This is a genomic window from Paracoccus caeni (assembly GCF_016629665.1).
Taxonomy (GTDB): Bacteria; Pseudomonadota; Alphaproteobacteria; order Rhodobacterales; family Rhodobacteraceae; genus Paracoccus; species Paracoccus caeni.
Genome location: NZ_JAEPRQ010000009.1, coordinates 1 through 17,436, shown reverse-complemented (window position 1 = coordinate 17,436; position 17,436 = coordinate 1). Strand labels below are relative to the sequence as shown.

Genomic DNA, 17,436 nt, shown 5'->3' with positions numbered 1-17,436 from the left:
GGAGGCACCTGCCCTAGCTGGTCGAATAAAGCCCCTCATAGATCGGCAACAAAGTATCCGTCTCGAACAGGCTCGACACTGATGTGCCGTTCCAGATGTTGAGGATCGCCTGCGCAAACATCGGCGCGGTCGGCACGATGCGGATATTCGGCGCGTTCTTCACGGCTTCAGGCTGCTGGATCGAATCGGTGATCACCAGCGATTTCATCACCGATTTCGACACCCGCTCAACCGCCGGACCCGACAAGACGCCGTGGGTGATATAGGCATGAACCTCGGTCGCGCCGCTATCGGTCAGGGTCTGCGCCGCCTTGACCAGCGTCCCCGCCGTGTCGCAGATGTCGTCCACGATGATACAGGCCTTCCCCTCGACATCGCCGATCACGGTCATCTCGGCAACTTCGCCCGCCTTTTCGCGGCGCTTATCAACGATCGACAGCGGCGCCCCGATCCGGGTGGCCAGCTCGCGCGCCCGCGCCACACCGCCGACATCGGGCGAGACGACCATCAGGTCATCCATGCGACCCTTGAAATGGTGCTGCACATCCAGCGCAAAGATCGGCGCGGCGTAAAGGTTGTCCACCGGGATGTCGAAGAAACCCTGAATCTGCGCCGCATGCAGATCCATCGTCAGAACCCGGTCCACCCCCGCCTCGGTCAGCAGGTTGGCGACCAGCTTGGCCGAGATCGGCGTCCGCGCCTTCGCACGGCGATCCTGACGGGCATAGCCGAAATAGGGAATGACCGCGGTGATCCGCGCCGCCGATGACCGGCGAAGCGCATCGGTCATCACCAGAAGCTCCATCAGGTTGTCATTCGCCGGGTTCGAGGTGGACTGGATGATATACATATCCTCGCCACGAACATTTTCGAACACTTCGATGAAGATTTCCTGATCGTTGAAGCGCTCGATCCGCGCGTCGCATAGCCCGACATTGGTGCCGCGATGCATCGACATACGCCTTGCGATAGAGGCCGCAAGCGACTTGTTGGCATTTCCGGAAATGAGTTTGGGTTCGGTCATGACGGGCATTCTTCTGGCCTTTGGAGGGGATTCGTCAGATTGCACCCGCCTTAACACCCGGTTAGCCTGCGGGCAAACCTAGAAGGACCGTCTTTATGGCCAGTATCGACTATTACTTCAGCACGATCAGTCCCTGGGCTTATTTTGCAGGCGATCGGCTGGAGCAGATCTCCGCCCAACATGGCGCGACGATCACCTACAAGCCCCTTGACCTGATGCAGCTTTTCGACCGGACCGGCGGTGTTCGCCGCGAAAACCGCCATCCGAACCGGCTGGCCTTCCGCGATCAGGAACTGACCCGCTGGGCCGAATATCTGGGCGTTCCGTTCCTTTTGAACCCGCCCTTCGGACGGGTGAATACCGCGCCGTCATCCTATGCGATCATCGCGGCGCAGGCTGAAGGCGGCGGCGATCTGCCCGGCCTGATCCGGGGCACTCTGGCTGCGCATTTCGCCGAAGGCCGCGATATCAGCGAGGATGAAACCATCCGCGATCTGCTGGGCGCGCATGGTTTTGATCCGGCACTGGCCGATAAGGGGCTGTTCGTCGGTGCGGAAACCTATGGGCGCAATCTGGAACAGGCGATTGAGGCGGGCGTCTTTGGCGTGCCCTTCTATATCGTCCGCGAAACCGATCAGCGCTTCTGGGGTCAGGACCGGCTGGACTTCCTCGACCGGCATCTGGCGACATTGTGAGCGGCATTCATACCCGTCACTGGCCCGGCGATCCCGACCGTCCGGCGCTGGCGCTGCATTGCATGATGGGCAGCGGGCGCTATTGGGGCCCGATTGCCGAGCGGCTGGCGGGTCGCGTCGATCTAACCGGCTTCGACATGCCCTCGCATGGCCGCAGCGATCCGTGGCAACGTGGCCCGGACGATCCCGATTTTCACACTGCCGTCACCCGCATCGCCGCCAGTTTCATCGAACGCCCGTTGGATTTGATCGGCCATTCGCTTGGTGCCACCATCGCCCTGCGCATCGCGGTCGCCGCCCCCGAGGCCGTTCGCAGCCTGACTCTGATCGAGCCGGTCCTGTTCGCCGCCGCCCGCCCCGATCCCGCGCAGGCCGCGTTCGACAGCGATCTGGAACGGGCCTTTGCCGAGGATCGTCTGGACGATGCCGCAACCGCCTTCATGTCGTGGTGGGGCGGTCAGGACATCTCCACTTTGCCCGACGAGGCGCGGGCGGTGTTCTTTCAGCAAATCCCGCTGATCGCCGAGACAACCGATACGCTGATGCACGACAAGGCGGGCATTCTGCGCGACGGCGGGCTTGAGGCGATTGACGCGCCGGTTCTGCTGATCTCTGGGCAGCAATCGCCGCCCATCGTCCAAGACATTGCCGATGCGCTGGCCGCGCGACTGCCCGATGTCGGCCGTGCGACGGTGCCGGGCGCGGGTCATATGTCGCCGATCACCCACCCGACCGAAGTGGCAGGCCTGATCGCCGTCAATCTGGACCGCGCCTGAGATGCCGCGCCCAAAGCTCCACAGCGACGAAACCATCCTTGACGCGGCCTTGGCGGTGCTGCTGGCGAAGGGGCCGTCGGCCTTTACCCTGTCGGATGTCGCCGATGCCGTCGGCATTTCCCGCGCCGCGCTGATCCAGCGCTTCAAGGACAAGGCCAACCTGCATCGGCAGGTGATGGAACGGCTGACACAGCAGACGCGCGATTATTTCGACAAGGCCGACCCCGCCACGGGTCTGGAACCGCTTTGGTCGATGCTGAAAGACCTGATCGGCGGCATGGGCGACGGGCCGGGCACCGAGGGCTATCTGCTTCTGCTCTGGGCAGATGTGCATGAGCCAGAACTGCGCGCCCTCGCCATTGAGCGGAACGATCTTGTGCTGCAGGCGATCCGGCAGCGCCTGCCCGATCAGCCTCAGCCGCCTCAGCCGACGGCACTGCTGATCCAGTCCGTCATTCAGGGTGCCTGCATGCAATGGCTGGTGGAGCCGCGCGGATCGCTGACCGACTTCATGATCCAGCGCACCGCCCATGTTCTGAAAATCCTGTATCCAGAACAGGATTTCCCCTGATTCACTGTCTGGCCTGTTTATAACTGTCGCGTCGGTTATTAATCTGAACTTGCGGATTCCCCCGCAAGACAGAAACCGGATTCGCGATCATGTTCATCAGACCCCCTTCTGCCCCGCGACTTGCGCTGGATCTGACGGCGGAAGAGTTCGAGACCCTCAGCGACGGCAGCGGCCTTGCCTATCGGGATTTGTTCTCGCCCCATGCCGATCTGCCCCGCGCCTTGCGGAACTGGGCCGAGGCGCAGGCAATGCGGATACGCGGCCTGAATCGCATCACGGCTGAACGCGGCGGCATGTCGCAAAAGATCCTGTTTGGCCTGGGCGATGGCTATGCGGTTGAAAGTGTGCTGATCCGGCGACGCGACGGGCACACGGCCTGCATCTCATCACAGGTCGGCTGCGCCTTTGCCTGCCGGTTCTGCGCATCTGGGCAGGCGGGGCTGAAACGCAACCTGACCGCGGGCGAGATCGTCGAACAGGTGGTGCAGCTTGGTCCGAAGGTGAACCGGATCGTGTTCATGGGGATCGGCGAGCCGCTGAACAACTACGAACACGTGCTGCGGGCCATCCGCATTCTGCGCGACCGCCGGGGGATGGACTTCCCGACAACCGGCATCACCATTTCGACCATCGGCATCCCCAAGGCACTGGCCCGGCTGCGCGAGGAACATCTGGCCCTGAACCTGACGATCTCGCTTCACGCGACCACGCAGGATATGCGGGACCGGCTGATCCCCGGCGCAAGAAAGCACCCGATCGGCGAGGTCGTCTCGCGCGCGCTGTCATGGGCCGACCGACACAATCGTCTGGTCACCTTCGTCTATCTGGTTCTGCCGGGGCTGAATGACAGCCCGGCGGATGCGACGCGGCTGGCCCGGATGATGGCGGGACGGAAAGCGCGGGTGAACCTGATGCGCTGGAATCCGGTCGAAGGGGTGGCGCTGCAGCGCACGCCAGACCGTGCGCTGGCGTTGTTTCGGAACACGCTCACTCAGGCAGGGGTGCCGGTCGTGGTTCGGGATACGCAGGGACGCGACATCTCGGCCGCTTGCGGGCAGTTGTGGCTGCGCGATCTGAAAGGCGCGCCGCTTCAACCAAAGAGCTGAGCTTCAGACCTGAAAATCGTCAGGATGCATCACCTCGCCGATCGCCATCCAGTCGGCCCTGATCCGGGCGACGCGGGTATCGCCCCAAGTGCGGAAGACCAGATCGAAACCTTCGGCGTCGATATTCTCGGAAGAAATATCCGCGCGCTGGTTCCCTGCCCCGTCCACATCCCACATGCTGATCGAAACCTGAACCACCGGCGCACGCCTGAAAGTCGCCGGAAAGCGGATCGCCTGACGAACCAGACGCGGGCCTTCGCCAGACCACATCGGGCCGTCATCCTCGAAGGCAGAGAACATCATCTTGCTACCGCGACAGACGCCAATTGCTCCTGAACCGATGACTTGCATGAACTGCACCCCCTCCCCCAATGGTCAATTCTTACAATGCAATATCGGCAAATCAAAAGCCCCGGCATTTCTGCCGGGGCTTATTTTTAACGATAAGGCCTATCCCTCAATCGGGAATGCTGGCCTGATTTGGGTCCAGCCCAATATGCGTGCCAAGCGCCTGCATATCAGACAACAGCTTGACGGCAGCGGTCACGACCTCTTCGCCGACATGCTCACGCCGCTTTTCGGCGGCCTGTTTCTTCTTGTGAACCTCAACGACCATATCGTTGAAGATCTCCTGCGTGATCTCTTCACGCGGATGACCGCGCTCGGCCAGAAGGCTGACCGAGTCGCCGTTGATCTCGGCGAAGCCGCCGGTCACGGCGAATTCGGTCGAGGCTCCATCGGCTGCGATCACGGTCACCAGACCGGGACGCAGGGTGACGATGGTGGGCGCGTGGCCGGGCATGGCGGTCAGGTCGCCATCCGTGCCCGGCAGGCGCACCTCGCGCACCAGGACAGAGACAAGGCTCCGTTCCGGCGAAACGAGGTCGAACTGCATGGTATCGGCCATTTCGTCCCCTTACGCGGCTTCCGAGGCGAGACGCTGGGCCTTCGCCTTCACGTCCTCGATCCCGCCGACCATGTAGAAGGCAGCTTCCGGCAGATGGTCGTATTCACCATCCACAACCGCCTTGAACGACTTGATCGTGTCTTCCAGCGGAACCTGAACCCCGTCCGAGCCGGTGAACACTTTCGCAACGTCGAAGGGCTGCGACAGGAAGCGCTGGATTTTCCGGGCGCGGGCCACGGTCAGTTTGTCTTCTTCCGACAGTTCGTCCATGCCAAGGATGGCGATGATGTCCTGCAGCGATTTGTATTTCTGCAGGATACCCTGAACTTCGCGGGCAACGGTGTAATGCTCTTCGCCGACAACACCCGGATCAAGGATTCGGCTGGTCGAGTCCAGCGGGTCCACAGCCGGGTAGATGCCCAGTTCCGAAATCGCACGCGACAGAACGGTCGTGGCGTCAAGGTGCGCAAAGGTGGTTGCCGGTGCCGGGTCGGTAAGGTCGTCGGCCGGAACGTAAACGGCCTGGATCGAGGTGATCGAGCCGTTCTTGGTCGAGGTGATGCGTTCCTGCATCGCGCCCATGTCGGTGGCCAGCGTCGGCTGATAGCCCACTGCCGAAGGAATACGGCCCAGAAGTGCCGACACCTCGGAACCCGCCTGCGTGAAGCGGAAGATGTTGTCCACGAAGAACAGAACGTCGGTGCCGGTGGCATCGCGGAACTGTTCGGCCACGGTCAGGCCGGTTAGCGCAACGCGCATCCGTGCCCCCGGAGGCTCGTTCATCTGGCCGTAAACCAGCGCCACTTGGCTTTCCGCCAGATTGTCCGGTTTGATAACGCCCGATTCCACCATCTCGTGATAAAGGTCGTTGCCCTCACGGGTCCGCTCACCAACGCCCGCGAACACCGAGTAACCCGAGTGCACTTTCGCGATGTTGTTGATCAGTTCCATGATCAGAACGGTCTTGCCAACGCCGGCACCACCGAACAGGCCGATCTTGCCACCCTTCGAGTAAGGCGCCAGCAGGTCGATGACCTTGATGCCGGTGACGAGGATTTCCGACGAGGTTGCCTGCTGATCGAAGGTCGGAGCGGGCTGGTGGATCGCGCGGGTTTCGGTTGCGACGATCGGCTCACCTTCATCGACCGGCTCGCCGACGACGTTGATGATACGGCCCAGCGTCACATCGCCCACCGGCACCATGATCGGCGCGCCGGTATCGACGACCGGCTCACCGCGGACCAGACCCTCGGACGAGTCCATGGCGATGGTGCGGACGGTGTTTTCGCCCAGATGCTGCGCCACTTCCAGGATCAGCTTCTTGCCGTTGTTGTGGGTTTCCAGCGCGTTCAGGATCGCCGGCAGATGATCTTCGAACTGCACGTCAACGACGGCGCCGATCACCTGCGTGATTTTACCTTTGGCCTCTGCCATGTTTCACCTCTGCTTTACGGTCAGAGCGCCTCGGCGCCCGAAATGATTTCGATAAGTTCCTTGGTGATCGCAGCCTGACGCGAGCGGTTGAACTCGGTCGTCAGTCGGTCGATCATGTCGCCTGCGTTGCGCGTGGCGTTGTCCATGGCACTCATCCGCGCCCCCTGTTCGGAGGCCGCATTTTCCAGAAGCGCCGCAAAAATCTGCGTCGCGACCGAGCGCGGCAGCAGGTCGGCCAGAAGCGCCTCTTCCCCCGGCTCATAGTCGTAAAGCGCCGACACGCTGGCAGCTTCATCTTCGCCGGGTGCTTCCGCCGGAATGATCTGGCGCGCGGTCGGGATCTGGCTGATCACCGACTCGAAGCGGTTGAAGAAGATGGTGGCGACATCGAAATCGCCCTGCTCGAACCGGGCCAGCACGTCTTCGGCGATGCTGCGGGCATTGTCATAGCCCACGCGCTTCACCTCGGACAGATCGACGTGATCGACCAGATGCTTGCCATAGTCACGCTTCAACTGCTCGCGACCCTTCTTGCCGACGGTCAGGATGGTGACATCCTTGCCCTCACCGATCAGCCGGGCGGCATGTTGCCGCGCCAGCTTGACGATGGTGCTGTTGAAGCCACCGGCCAGACCCCGCTCGGCGGTCATGACGACCAGCAGGTGCTTTTGATCCGATCCGGTCCCCGACAGCAGACGCGGCGCGGATTCCGAACCGGCCGCAGCAGCGGTCAGCCCGGCCATCACCGCCGTCATCCGGTCAGCATAGGGACGCGCAGCCTCCGCCGCCTCTTGCGCACGGCGCAGTTTGGCGGCGGCGACCATCTGCATCGCCTTGGTGATCTTCCGCGTGTTCTTGACGCTTCCGATCCGGTTCTTGAGATCCTTGAGACTGGGCATCTATTCCCCCTCTCAGGCGCGGGTCTTGGAGTATTCGTCCAGCGCCGATTTGATCGCGTCTTCCAGCTCGCCCGAGACCTTGCGGTCGTTCCGGGTCATGTCGTCCAGAAGTTCCGACTTCTGGTTGCGCAGGAACTGGATCAGGCCCTGTTCCCATGCCACGACTTCGCGGACCGGAACCTGGTCAACATAGCCCTTGGTGCCAGCGTAGATGACGATGACGATCTCGGCATTGGTCAGCGGCGCGTATTGCGGCTGCTTCATCAGCTCGGTCAGGCGCGCACCACGGTTCAGCAGGCGCTGAGTTGCGGCGTCGAGGTCGGAACCGAACTGCGCGAAGGCAGCCATTTCGCGATACTGCGCAAGCTCCAGCTTGACCGGACCGGCGACCGATTTCATCGCCTTGGTCTGTGCTGCCGAACCCACGCGGCTGACCGACAGACCGGTGTTCACGGCAGGACGGATGCCCTGGAAGAACAGCTCGGTCTCAAGGAAGATCTGGCCGTCGGTGATCGAGATCACGTTGGTCGGAATATAGGCCGAAAGGTCGCCCGCCTGGGTTTCGATGATCGGCAGAGCGGTCAGCGAACCCGAGCCGTTGTTTTCGTTCAGCTTGGCCGAACGCTCCAGCAGGCGCGAGTGAAGATAGAACACGTCGCCGGGGAATGCTTCGCGGCCGGGCGGACGGCGCAGCAGCAGCGACATCTGACGGTAAGCAACGGCTTGTTTGGACAGGTCATCATAGATGATCAGTGCGTCCATGCCGTTATCGCGGTAATATTCGGCGATGGCGGTTGCCGAATAAGGTGCAAGGAACTGCATCGGTGCCGGGTCCGAAGCGGTTGCCGCAACGATGGTCGTGTAGGCCATCGCGCCGGTCTCTTCCAGCTTCTTCACAAGCTGCGCCACGGTCGAACGCTTCTGACCGACAGCGACATAGACGCAATGCAGCGTCTTCAGGCCATCGTCTTCGCGACCGTTATAGCTCAACTGGTTCAGGATCGTATCCAGCGCGATTGCGGTCTTGCCGGTCTGACGGTCGCCGATGATCAGCTCGCGCTGGCCACGGCCAACCGGGATCATCGCGTCGATTGCCTTGATGCCGGTCGCCATCGGCTCATGCACCGATTTACGCGGCATGATGCCCGGCGCTTTCACATCGGCGATGGCGCGGGTTTCGGTCTCGATCGGGCCTTTGCCGTCGATCGGGTTACCAAGCGCGTCAACGACGCGGCCCAGCAGTGCCTTGCCAACCGGAACGTCCACGATGGCGCGGGTCCGCTTGACGGTGTCGCCTTCCTTGATCGAGCGGTCGTCGCCGAAGATCACGACGCCGACGTTGTCGGTTTCGAGGTTCAGCACCATACCCCGGATACCGCCGGGGAATTCGACCATCTCACCGGCCTGCACCTTGTCCAGACCGTAGATGCGGGCGATGCCGTCACCGACGGACAGCACCTGACCAACCTCGGCCACCTCGGCCTCCTGGCCGAAATTCTTGATCTGATCCTTAAGGATCGCCGAAATCTCGGCTGCCTGGATTCCCATTATCCGACCTCTTTCATAGCATTCTGGAGCGAAGCGAGCTTCGAGCGGACCGACGAGTCGACCATCTGCGAGCCCAGCTTGACAATCATGCCGCCGATGAGACCCTCATCGACGCGGGTGTTCAGCTTGACCTTCTTGCCCGATTTCTCGGACAGGGTGGCGGTCAGGCGCTGCTGCTGATCGTCCGACAGCGCGACGGCGCTGGTGACATCGGCGGTGATCTCGCCGCGCTCGTCCGCGATCAGGTCGCGCAGGACGCGGACCAGTTGCGGCAGAACGAACAGGCGGCGGTTCTGGCCCATCAGTTGCAGGGTGTTCGACAGGACGGGCGACAGGCCCATCTTGGAGGCCAGCGCGGCGATGGCACCGATCTGCTGGCTGCGGGTATAGATCGGGGACGAGATCAGGTCGCGCAGTTCGGCGCTGTCATTCAGCGCGGCGCCCAGATCGTCGACCTGCTGGGCCAGAGCATCCAGCCCCCCCTCTTCCTTGACGATGTCAAAGACGGCCTGGGCATATCGCCCGGCAATGCTTCGGGACATGGAAACAGTGTTGGCCACGGTCATCCTTTACGGTTTGCGCATAACCCTGCTGGCGGGCCGGATCTCATTCCGGTCTGTCGCAGGGTGCGGGGTCGCGGTGGCGCGGCTTTTGGAGGGCCGTGCCAATCTGCGGCGTCTCTAGCAGTTGTCTGCGGGGCGGGCAACCGCCTAGAACACGGAAAAGAGAGTATCCCCGACTGAAGTTGTAGTTGATTGCAGGATTGCTGCCGACGATGCTGGACGCGACATTCCGCAGCCTGCGACACCCTGCCGCAGGTGCGTCCGCCCCGCCGCTGTCATGACGAAAAATATCATGGCTTTTGGGGGCCTTCGCGGCCGCCCGGATCACCCGAACGGATTCGCCCTGTCGATCCCGCAGACCGGCGATGTCGCGATCACATCTTCGAAGCGGCAGGCAGGGATTCGTCCCGGCTGAACTGATTGGCGAAAATTCGCGCGGAAGGCGTGCCCGTTGCCCGTCATTTCGGCAACGATCCGCGTGGGTGCGGCGCGTCTGTGGACCCAAAAGCGCGGGCGATGTGTTCTGCCCGAAAACAACACGATGAGGCAGAGCAGATGACGACAATCCGAATGGCGGTCCTTGCCGCCGTAACGGCGCTGGCCGCATGCGGCTATAACAACCCGATGAACAATGCGGCGGTCCGCACCGTCGGCGGCGCAGGTGCTGGTGCGCTGATCGCCGACGAGATGGGCAATTCCCGCACCAAGGGCGCGCTGGCAGGCGCACTGGCCGGTGGGCTGTCCTGCAATATGACGGGCGGATGTTACTGAAAAACGCGGTGATCGCTACGGCAAGGGTGGAATTCGGGAGCAGAGGACGTGGCTGGCGTCCTCTGACGGCCACCTGATTCCGGTCAGTGCCTTTTCCTTGGCCGAAGGTGCCTCGCAACCTTACCGTCAGCGCTCTCCGGGTTCCCGATCCACGACACCCGACTGCGCCACCGGCGCCCTGCCCGGCCTTGGGATTCCGACCCCGTCAAGGATATCCAGCGGGTTCGGCACCTGAACCTTGACACCCCGCCCCGCCGGGGTCCGGCTTTGCTTGGTCAGTTCGATCATCACCACGCCCGCAATCAGCATGCGGCTGATCTTCTTGCCGGTCCGCTCCCACATCTGGGCGCTGCCCAGCCAGAAGCGGCGGTCCGAGGGCGGGATATAGACCGCAGGCGCATACCATTCGCGCTGAAAGCCCGCCCGCCGCATCTGCGTATCAAGCTGCCCGACCGTATAGCTGCGCCCCAATCCGAACGGCGTCCGGTCCGATGCCGCCCAAAGCCCAGCCCGGTTCGGCGCCATCACGATCATCCGCCCGCCCGGCCCAAGCACCCGCCACGCCTCGGCCAACAGCGCCGCGGGGTGGTCGCTTGTCTCCAGCCCGTGCAGCAGCACCAGCCGGTCGATGCTGCCGGTCTCGATCGGCCACGCGGTCTCGTCGCAAAGGACGCTGTGGTTCGCCATCCCGGCAGGCCAAGCCATTACCCCCTGCGGGCCGGGCATCAGCGCCGTCACCCGCCGCGCGGTCGCCAGATAGGGCCGCAGCATCGGCGCGGCGAAACCGAAACCCGCCACGTTCATGCCGTTCGTTGCCGCCGCAGGCCAACGCTCAACCAGACGGTCGCGCAGGATACGCTGCACCACCCGGCCCAAAGACCGTTGGTAATAGAACCTCCGCAGATCCTCGATATCGTGGTGCATTGCGCCCCGGCCCGGCTTTTGACAGTCTCGACATCACCACAGGACAGGGGATTTGCCAATGGCGCTGGAACTGGTCACGATCAGATGCCTGAAGGATAACTACGCCTATCTGCTGCATGGCAAGGCCGGAACAGCCCTGATCGACGCGCCCGAGGCGATGCCGATCCTGACCGATCTCGAAGCGCGAGGCTGGGGCCTGGACACGATCCTTCTGACGCATCACCACGCCGACCATACCGGCGCGGTGGCCGAGATCGTGGCCGCGACCGGCGCGAAGGTTATCGGCAACGCCGCCGACGCAGCGCGTCTGCCGCGGCTGGATCAACCCGTCCGCCCCGGCGATCGCTTTGATCTTTTGGGCGAGCCGGTCGAGGTCATCAACGTGCCCGGCCACACCATCGGCCATGTGGCCTTTTATCTGCCCCGGTCCCGCTACGCCTTCACCGCCGACAGCCTGATGGCAATCGGCTGCGGTCGCCTGTTCGAAGGCGATCCGGCGACGATGTGGACCAGCCTCTCGCGGCTGATGAAACTGCCGCCCGAAACACTGATCTGTTCGGGCCATGATTACTGCGCCTCGAATGGTGCCTTCGCGCTGTCGGTCGATGCCGCGAATGTGGCGCTGAAAGAGCGGCTGGAGGGGATCGCCAATGCCGATCTGCCCTGCGCCCCGGCCCCGCTGGAGGTCGAGCTTGCCACCAACCCATTCCTGCGCGCCGCCGCGCTGCGCGAGACGCTGGGCATGACCGGCGCCAGCGATGCCGAAGTCTTCGCGCGGCTGCGGCAGATGAAAGATGAGTTCTGAATTGCAGCGCCATCCTTTCGCGAAAGAAACCGGCACATCATGCTGATCGCCCATTTGCCCTCGGGCTATCTGCTTGGCCGCGCCACCCAAGCGCGCGGCGCGGTCATGGCGGCCGCCCTTTTTGGGTCGGTCGCACCCGATCTGGACATGATCTGGTTCACCTTTGTTGACAGCAGCATCCACCATCACCGCTTCTGGCCGCATATTCCCGGCATCTGGGCGATGATCGCGGCGGTGATCCTGCCGTCGACCGCGATCCTCGGACGGCGCTGGCTGCCCGTCGCCGCCACCTTTTTCGCGGCGATCCTGATGCATCTGATCCTCGACACGCCAACCGGCGGGGTAATGTGGCTGTGGCCGTTCAGCGACCAGCTTTTCACGCTGATCACCGTCCCGCCGACGCAATCGCACTGGGCGCTCAGCTTCCTGCTGCACTGGACCTTCGCGGCAGAGCTTGCGATCTGCGCCGCCGCCTTGTGGCTGCTGATCGACAAACGTGGCGCAAGGCGCCCCGGTCGCGTCTGACGCAGCACAGAGATTGCAGAAACCGCAAAATCGCGGCACTGTCCGGTAACAATAAAGAGGCGCAGGCCGGGAATATGAGCGATATCAAGCAGATCATCTGCATCAAATGGGGCACGAAATTCGGGCCGGAATATGTCAACCGGCTTTACGGGATGATTTCCCGCAACATCACCCCGCCCTTCCGGCTGTTCTGCTTTACCGATGACGGCGAGGGCCTGCACCCCGAGATCGCCATCAGGCCGCTGCCTGAATTCGAATATGACGCCCCGGTCCGCACCAAGGGCAAATGGCCGAAGTCGCGGCTTTGGGGCGATCTGGGCGATGTGACCGGGGTTGTGCTGTTTCTGGATCTGGACGTGGTCATCACCGGCAATCTCGATGACTTCTTCAGCTATGGCGATCCCGACGACACCATCCTTGGCCTCAACCCGAATACGCCGTTTGAGAAGATGGGCCAGACCTCGGTCTATCGGATGCGGGTTGGCAAGCTGAAACCGCTTCAGGACATCTTCCGCGCCGATCCGCAAGCTGCAGCCGACAAGTTCAAATACGAACAGCGCTTCGTGACCCGGAACGCGCCGGGCGGGGTGAAATTCTGGCCGCGCGGCTGGCTTGCGCATTTCCGCATGCATTCGGTGCCGAACTTCCCGCTGAACTATCTGCGCGAGGCGCGCATTCCGCCCAAGGCCCGGATCGTGATCTTTCCGGGCGGGCTCAATCCGCCGGACGCCATTGCCGGGCGCTGGCACGAGGGCGACCTGCACCGCCCGCCGCTGGAACATATCAAGGCGGGCCTGCGCGGCGAGCGCAAGGAAAGCCTGATCAAGCATCTGCGCCATTACCTGCTGCCCGCAAGCTGGGTCAGCGAATTGTGGCGTGAATAGCAACAGGACCGGACCAAGCCGATGACGACCCTGCCCCGCGCCCCTGATCGTTTGTCCGACGAGATGTCCTCGGCCCTTGGCCATGCCGTTTCGGGCTTCGGCTTTCTGGAGGAAGCGCTGAAGCGGGCGATCTTTTCGCTGACCCGGCAGGGTTTGGGAGAACGCGCGACCGACAAGGCGCTGCAGAACTGGCTGAAGCGGATGGAGGACATCGCCGACGACACGCTGGGCACGCTGATCGACAGCTTCGGCGCGGCGATGCGACAGGCCGGGATCGAGGATCACAAGAGCCTGACCGCGACACTGGGCAAGCTGCGGCTTGACCGAAACCTTCTTTGCCACGCCTCGTGGAGACCGGGGAAGCAGCCGGGCTACTGGCACCCGACCTTCATCAACACCAAGGGAGAACGGTTCCCCACCGACATGCATGCAGATGATGTCCACACCATCCACACCGAGACTTTGGCGGCGGCGCGACGGGTGATCTCGATCATGCGGGCGACGGGGATCGACGGCGAATGGGCCGGTGCGGACGAAGAGGCGGAATAGGATGCGGTTGACGGCGGATTACCCGCAAATCTGGTTTCTGGGCTTTCTGATCGTGGCCATCGCCGTGGGACGGATTTGGCCGCATGGGCCAGAATGGCAGGCGATGGCCGGGATCGTGCTTGCCGCCGCCGGACTGGCGATGATCAGCATGGCGACCTTGCGGATGCGGATCGGGCGCACCACGCTGGACCCTTATGGCAAGCCAGAGCATCTGGTGACCTCGGGCGTTTTCGCGATCTCGCGCAATCCGATCTATCTTGGCAATGCGTTGCTGATTGCCGGGACCTGCCTTGCCTTCGCCGCCCCTCTTGCTGCGTTGATCCTGGTCCCCGCCTTCGTGACCGTCATCAACCGCCGCTTCATCCCGCGCGAAGAGGCCAATCTGCGATCCGCCTTCCCGCAGGAATTTCCAGCCTATGCGATGCGCGTGCGCCGCTGGATCTGAGTGATCGTCGGCGCTTGCGCGTTCCCGCGTTGCAACGCGGGCGCGTGCGCGGTAACAGCATCGCATTCTGGTAAAACGAGGCTTCCATGTCGTCCCATCTTCGCCTGGGCATCGCCGGGCTCGGCACCGTAGGGATCGGTGTCGTCAAGATCATCCAGCGACACGCTGATCTGTTGAGCAAGCGCACAGGCAAGCCGATTACCATTACCGCGATTAGCGCGCGGGACCGGATGAAAAACCGCGATGCCGATCTGTCGGCCTATCGTTGGGAAGACGATCCGATGGCCGTGGCAACCGCCAACGATGTCGATGTCTATGTCGAACTGGTCGGCGGCGATAACGGCATCGCCAAGGACAGCATCGAGGCCGCCTTGCGCGCAGGCAAAGATGTCGTCACCGCCAACAAGGCGCTACTGGCCCTGCACGGTCAGGAACTGGCCACATTGGCCGAGGAACTGGGCCGCGTCATCCGGTTCGAGGCCGCCGTCGCAGGCGGCATCCCGGTCATTAAGGCAATGACGGAATCGCTGGCCGGGAACGAGGTCAAGCGCGTCATGGGCGTGATGAACGGCACCTGCAACTACATCCTGACCCGGATGGAAAGCGCGGGCCTGCCCTATGACGCGGTGTTCGAAGAAGCCCGGCAGCTTGGCTACCTCGAGGCCGATCCGACACTGGACGTGGGCGGCATAGATGCAGGGCACAAACTGGCGATCCTGTCCTCGATCGCCTTCGGCACGCAGGTCAATTTCAACGCGGTCGAGATCGAAGGGATCGAGCGGGTCAGCATCGACGACATCCGCCGCGCCGCCGATATGGGCTACAAGATCAAACTGCTGGGTGTGGCCCAAATGACCCCGCGCGGGCTGGAGCAACGCATGTCGCCCTGCCTCGTCCCCGCCGACAGCCCGCTTGGGCAGTTGATGGGCGGCACCAATATGGTGGTGGTCGAAGGCGACAGCGTCGGCCAGATCGTCCTGCGCGGCGCCGGTGCGGGCGAAGGCCCGACAGCCAGCGCGGTCCTGTCCGACATCGTGGAAATCGCCCGCGATGTCCGCATGCCGGTCTTCGGCCAACCCGCGGTGCAGTTGAAGGCAGCACAACCGGCCCGCACGGCGGTTCCGGCTGCCTATTACATCCGTCTGGAATTGCAGGACAAACCCGGCGCCTTGGCAAAGGTCGCAACGGTTCTGGGCGATGCGGGCATCTCGATCGACCGGATGCGGCAATACGGCCATTCCGACGGCAGCAGCGTCCCGGTTCTGGTGGTGACCCACAAGACCACCCCGGACGCCATCGATTACGCCATCGAGACCCTGCCCGGCACCGGCGTCTTGCAAAGCGACCCGGTCGAGTTGCGGATCGAGGAAGTCTGAAACGAAGAAAGGGGGCGCTCGCGCCCCCTCTTGCATCCCTTCGGGCCGCAATTCACCCCCTGAGGATATTTGACGACCAAAGCAGCCTGCATTGGTCCTGAAATATCCACGGGGGAGTCGCCGAAAGGCGACGGGGGCAGTCAGCCCCCAGCCGGATCAGCCGCCCGCGATCACGCGGACATAGTTGCGGGTTTCGCGATAGGGCGGGATGCCGCCATAGCGCTGCACCGCGCCCGGTCCTGCGTTATAGGCGGCCAGCGCCAGACGCCAATTGCCGAACTGATTATACATCATCCGCAGATAGCGGGCACCGCCATGCAGGTTCTCGACCGGGTCATGTGGATTGACGCCCAGTTTGGCTGCAGTGCCGGGCATCAGTTGTGCCAGACCCTGTGCGCCCTTGTGCGAGCGGGCGTTCGGGTTCCAGCCCGATTCCTGCTGGACCAGCCGCAGGAACAGATCCTCGGGGATGCCATAGCGGCGCGCGGCGGCGCGGGCATGGGGGATATAGTCGCTGCGGCGACCGCGATAGGCCGGGATATTTTCCGACAGCGCGATATCGACCGCCTCACGGCTGGAGCCGCCGGGTTGCAGCCGTGCCGATTGCTGATACTGCCCCGCAAGCCGCGAATCCATCAGCCGTGTCTGACGTGCGAATTGTTCTGCCCGCGATTTCGACGAACTACCGGAAAGCCGCAAACCCTCGGCCGAAACCGGCACGCCGATGCTGACCATCAACGCAACACAAACCGCCGCCTTCACGGATGGGATGATCTTCATGCCCCGCCCTCGTTCTTATGACTTTTGGGGGACTATACAGCAATTTTGCCACATCGCCAGCGCGCAGTTTTGCTGCGTCCGGCACCCGAATCCGCAGGCGGCATTTCGCCGAGCGAGCGGAAGCGTGCAGTCATCTACCATCGCGCGAATTGCTTGCAGCCGCGCCCTGCCCTGCGATAGACCGTCGTGACAACGAGACAACACCAAGGATTCCCGTCAATGGCAGGCAGCGTCAACAAGGTCATTCTGATCGGCAATCTGGGCCGCGACCCCGAAATCCGCACCTTCCAGAATGGCGGCAAGGTCGCCAACCTGCGGATCGCCACATCCGAGCAATGGAAAGACCGCAACTCCGGCGAGCGGCGTGAACGCACCGAGTGGCACTCGGTCGCGATCATGTCCGAGCCGCTGGTGGGTGTGGTCGAGCGGTTCCTGAAAAAAGGCAGCAAGGTCTATGTCGAGGGCCAGCTTGAGACCCGTAAATGGCAGGACCAGTCCGGTCAGGACCGCTATTCGACCGAGGTGGTGCTGCGTCCCTTCAGCGGCGTCTTGCAGATGCTTGACGGTCGCGGCGAAGGTGGCGGCGGCGGTGGTGACTATGGCGGAAGCCGCGGCGGCGATCAGGGCGGCTATGGCGGCGGTCGCGACGATTACGGGCAGTCATCGTCGGGGTCATCCTCGGGTGGGCAGTCCTCGGGCGGCGGGCGCAGCGATTACGATGATGAGATTCCGTTCTAGGTCATGTTGACGAATGGCGGAGCCATAGCCTGATGCAGGCGACGTCTACGAAGCCGAGGAAACTGTCTGCAGTTTTGTCGTAGCGGTTTGCCAGCCGGCGGCTGTTTTTCAGCTTG

General features: G+C 63.0%; 22 protein-coding genes and 1 pseudogene. 13 read left to right on the top strand and 10 right to left on the bottom strand.

The genetic code is table 11. From position 1 onward, the window contains the following. Window positions 1-13: 13 nt before the first annotated feature. Window positions 14-1,033 (bottom strand): ribose-phosphate pyrophosphokinase, encoded by a 1,020-nt coding sequence (locus tag JJJ17_RS17665; RefSeq protein WP_325168833.1) that lies wholly within the window; start codon window positions 1,031-1,033, stop codon window positions 14-16. 86 nt (window positions 1,034-1,119) lie between these two features. Here JJJ17_RS17665 and JJJ17_RS17660 point away from each other — a divergent pair, with 86 nt between their 5' ends. The 4 genes from JJJ17_RS17660 (at window position 1,120) to rlmN (ending at window position 4,172) form a co-directional block, all read left to right on the top strand. After that, window positions 1,120-1,719 (top strand): 2-hydroxychromene-2-carboxylate isomerase, encoded by a 600-nt coding sequence (locus tag JJJ17_RS17660; RefSeq protein WP_200688857.1) that lies wholly within the window; start codon window positions 1,120-1,122, stop codon window positions 1,717-1,719. After that, entirely contained in the window at window positions 1,716-2,495 is a 780-nt protein-coding gene (locus JJJ17_RS17655) for an alpha/beta fold hydrolase (protein WP_200688856.1), read from the top strand. Before JJJ17_RS17660 ends, JJJ17_RS17655 begins: the two co-directional genes overlap by 4 nt. Window position 2,496: 1 nt before the next feature. After that, entirely contained in the window at window positions 2,497-3,066 is a 570-nt protein-coding gene (locus JJJ17_RS17650) for a TetR/AcrR family transcriptional regulator (RefSeq protein ID WP_200688855.1), read from the top strand. An 89-nt stretch (window positions 3,067-3,155) separates the two neighbouring features. Next, window positions 3,156-4,172, top strand: coding sequence for a 23S rRNA (adenine(2503)-C(2))-methyltransferase RlmN (gene rlmN / locus JJJ17_RS17645; RefSeq protein ID WP_200688853.1), 1,017 nt, complete (start codon window positions 3,156-3,158; stop codon window positions 4,170-4,172). 3 nt (window positions 4,173-4,175) lie between these two features. Here rlmN and JJJ17_RS17640 read toward each other — a convergent pair whose 3' ends face one another. The 6 genes from JJJ17_RS17640 to JJJ17_RS17615 all read right to left on the bottom strand — a co-directional run bounded on the left by JJJ17_RS17640 (window position 4,176) and on the right by JJJ17_RS17615 (window position 9,520). Beyond that, on the bottom strand, window positions 4,176-4,475 hold the full coding sequence (locus tag JJJ17_RS17640) for an H-type lectin domain-containing protein (protein WP_325168832.1): 300 nt from the start codon (window positions 4,473-4,475) through the stop codon (window positions 4,176-4,178). A 154-nt stretch (window positions 4,476-4,629) separates the two neighbouring features. Next, a complete protein-coding gene (locus JJJ17_RS17635; RefSeq protein ID WP_200688849.1) occupies window positions 4,630-5,079 on the bottom strand; it encodes a F0F1 ATP synthase subunit epsilon in 450 nt (149 codons plus the stop codon). Between the two features lie 9 nt (window positions 5,080-5,088). Continuing rightward, on the bottom strand, window positions 5,089-6,513 hold the full coding sequence (atpD, locus tag JJJ17_RS17630; RefSeq protein WP_200688847.1) for a F0F1 ATP synthase subunit beta: 1,425 nt from the start codon (window positions 6,511-6,513) through the stop codon (window positions 5,089-5,091). A 20-nt stretch (window positions 6,514-6,533) separates the two neighbouring features. Then, window positions 6,534-7,412, bottom strand: a complete 879-nt coding sequence (locus tag JJJ17_RS17625) for a F0F1 ATP synthase subunit gamma (protein ID WP_200688845.1) — start codon at window positions 7,410-7,412, stop codon at window positions 6,534-6,536. Window positions 7,413-7,424: 12 nt separating this feature from the next. Then, window positions 7,425-8,960 (bottom strand): F0F1 ATP synthase subunit alpha, encoded by a 1,536-nt coding sequence (gene atpA / locus JJJ17_RS17620; protein ID WP_200688843.1) that lies wholly within the window; start codon window positions 8,958-8,960, stop codon window positions 7,425-7,427. Continuing rightward, the gene (locus JJJ17_RS17615) at window positions 8,960-9,520 is read right to left on the bottom strand and encodes a F0F1 ATP synthase subunit delta (protein WP_200688841.1); all 561 of its coding nucleotides are present in this window, start codon (window positions 9,518-9,520) and stop codon (window positions 8,960-8,962) included. The genes atpA and JJJ17_RS17615 overlap by 1 nt, the downstream gene beginning before the upstream one ends. 295 nt (window positions 9,521-9,815) lie before the next feature. Between JJJ17_RS17615 and JJJ17_RS20570 the strand changes: the two genes are divergently transcribed. Together JJJ17_RS20570 and JJJ17_RS17610 are read left to right on the top strand one after the other, a co-directional pair. Next, window positions 9,816-9,938, top strand: coding sequence for a hypothetical protein (locus JJJ17_RS20570; protein ID WP_267911156.1), 123 nt, complete (start codon window positions 9,816-9,818; stop codon window positions 9,936-9,938). Window positions 9,939-10,078: 140 nt separating this feature from the next. Further along, a complete protein-coding gene (locus JJJ17_RS17610; protein WP_200688840.1) occupies window positions 10,079-10,294 on the top strand; it encodes a glycine zipper 2TM domain-containing protein in 216 nt (71 codons plus the stop codon). Between the two features lie 126 nt (window positions 10,295-10,420). Here JJJ17_RS17610 and JJJ17_RS17605 read toward each other — a convergent pair whose 3' ends face one another. Continuing rightward, window positions 10,421-11,218, bottom strand: coding sequence for a class I SAM-dependent methyltransferase (locus tag JJJ17_RS17605; RefSeq protein WP_200688837.1), 798 nt, complete (start codon window positions 11,216-11,218; stop codon window positions 10,421-10,423). 58 nt (window positions 11,219-11,276) lie between these two features. Between JJJ17_RS17605 and gloB the strand changes: the two genes are divergently transcribed. The 6 genes from gloB (at window position 11,277) to JJJ17_RS17575 (ending at window position 15,802) form a co-directional block, all read left to right on the top strand. Then, window positions 11,277-12,023 carry a hydroxyacylglutathione hydrolase gene (gloB, locus tag JJJ17_RS17600; RefSeq protein WP_200688835.1) on the top strand — a complete coding sequence of 249 codons (747 nt, stop codon included), beginning with the start codon at window positions 11,277-11,279 and terminating at the stop codon, window positions 12,021-12,023. A 39-nt stretch (window positions 12,024-12,062) separates the two neighbouring features. Then, window positions 12,063-12,548: a metal-dependent hydrolase gene (locus JJJ17_RS17595; RefSeq protein ID WP_200688833.1), complete on the top strand. Its 486-nt coding sequence runs from the start codon at window positions 12,063-12,065 to the stop codon at window positions 12,546-12,548. A 74-nt stretch (window positions 12,549-12,622) separates the two neighbouring features. Next, window positions 12,623-13,432: a glycosyl transferase gene (locus JJJ17_RS17590; RefSeq protein ID WP_200688831.1), complete on the top strand. Its 810-nt coding sequence runs from the start codon at window positions 12,623-12,625 to the stop codon at window positions 13,430-13,432. Between the two features lie 21 nt (window positions 13,433-13,453). After that, on the top strand, window positions 13,454-13,981 hold the full coding sequence (locus JJJ17_RS17585) for a hypothetical protein (protein ID WP_200688829.1): 528 nt from the start codon (window positions 13,454-13,456) through the stop codon (window positions 13,979-13,981). Window position 13,982: 1 nt separating this feature from the next. Further along, a complete protein-coding gene (locus JJJ17_RS17580; protein ID WP_200688827.1) occupies window positions 13,983-14,426 on the top strand; it encodes a methyltransferase family protein in 444 nt (147 codons plus the stop codon). A gap of 86 nt (window positions 14,427-14,512) precedes the next feature. Next, window positions 14,513-15,802 carry a homoserine dehydrogenase gene (locus JJJ17_RS17575; protein WP_200688825.1) on the top strand — a complete coding sequence of 430 codons (1,290 nt, stop codon included), beginning with the start codon at window positions 14,513-14,515 and terminating at the stop codon, window positions 15,800-15,802. Between the two features lie 156 nt (window positions 15,803-15,958). On the opposite strand, the gene JJJ17_RS17570 is transcribed toward JJJ17_RS17575, so the two are convergent. Continuing rightward, window positions 15,959-16,537, bottom strand: coding sequence for a lytic transglycosylase domain-containing protein (locus tag JJJ17_RS17570; protein ID WP_234464188.1), 579 nt, complete (start codon window positions 16,535-16,537; stop codon window positions 15,959-15,961). A gap of 264 nt (window positions 16,538-16,801) precedes the next feature. On the opposite strand from JJJ17_RS17570, the gene ssb reads away from it, so the two are divergent. Next, window positions 16,802-17,320, top strand: a complete 519-nt coding sequence (ssb, locus tag JJJ17_RS17565) for a single-stranded DNA-binding protein (RefSeq protein WP_200688821.1) — start codon at window positions 16,802-16,804, stop codon at window positions 17,318-17,320. A gap of 1 nt (window position 17,321) precedes the next feature. Here the strand turns inward: ssb and JJJ17_RS17560 are convergent. After that, window positions 17,322-17,436, bottom strand: a pseudogene (locus JJJ17_RS17560) (IS5/IS1182 family transposase); the annotation flags it as partial.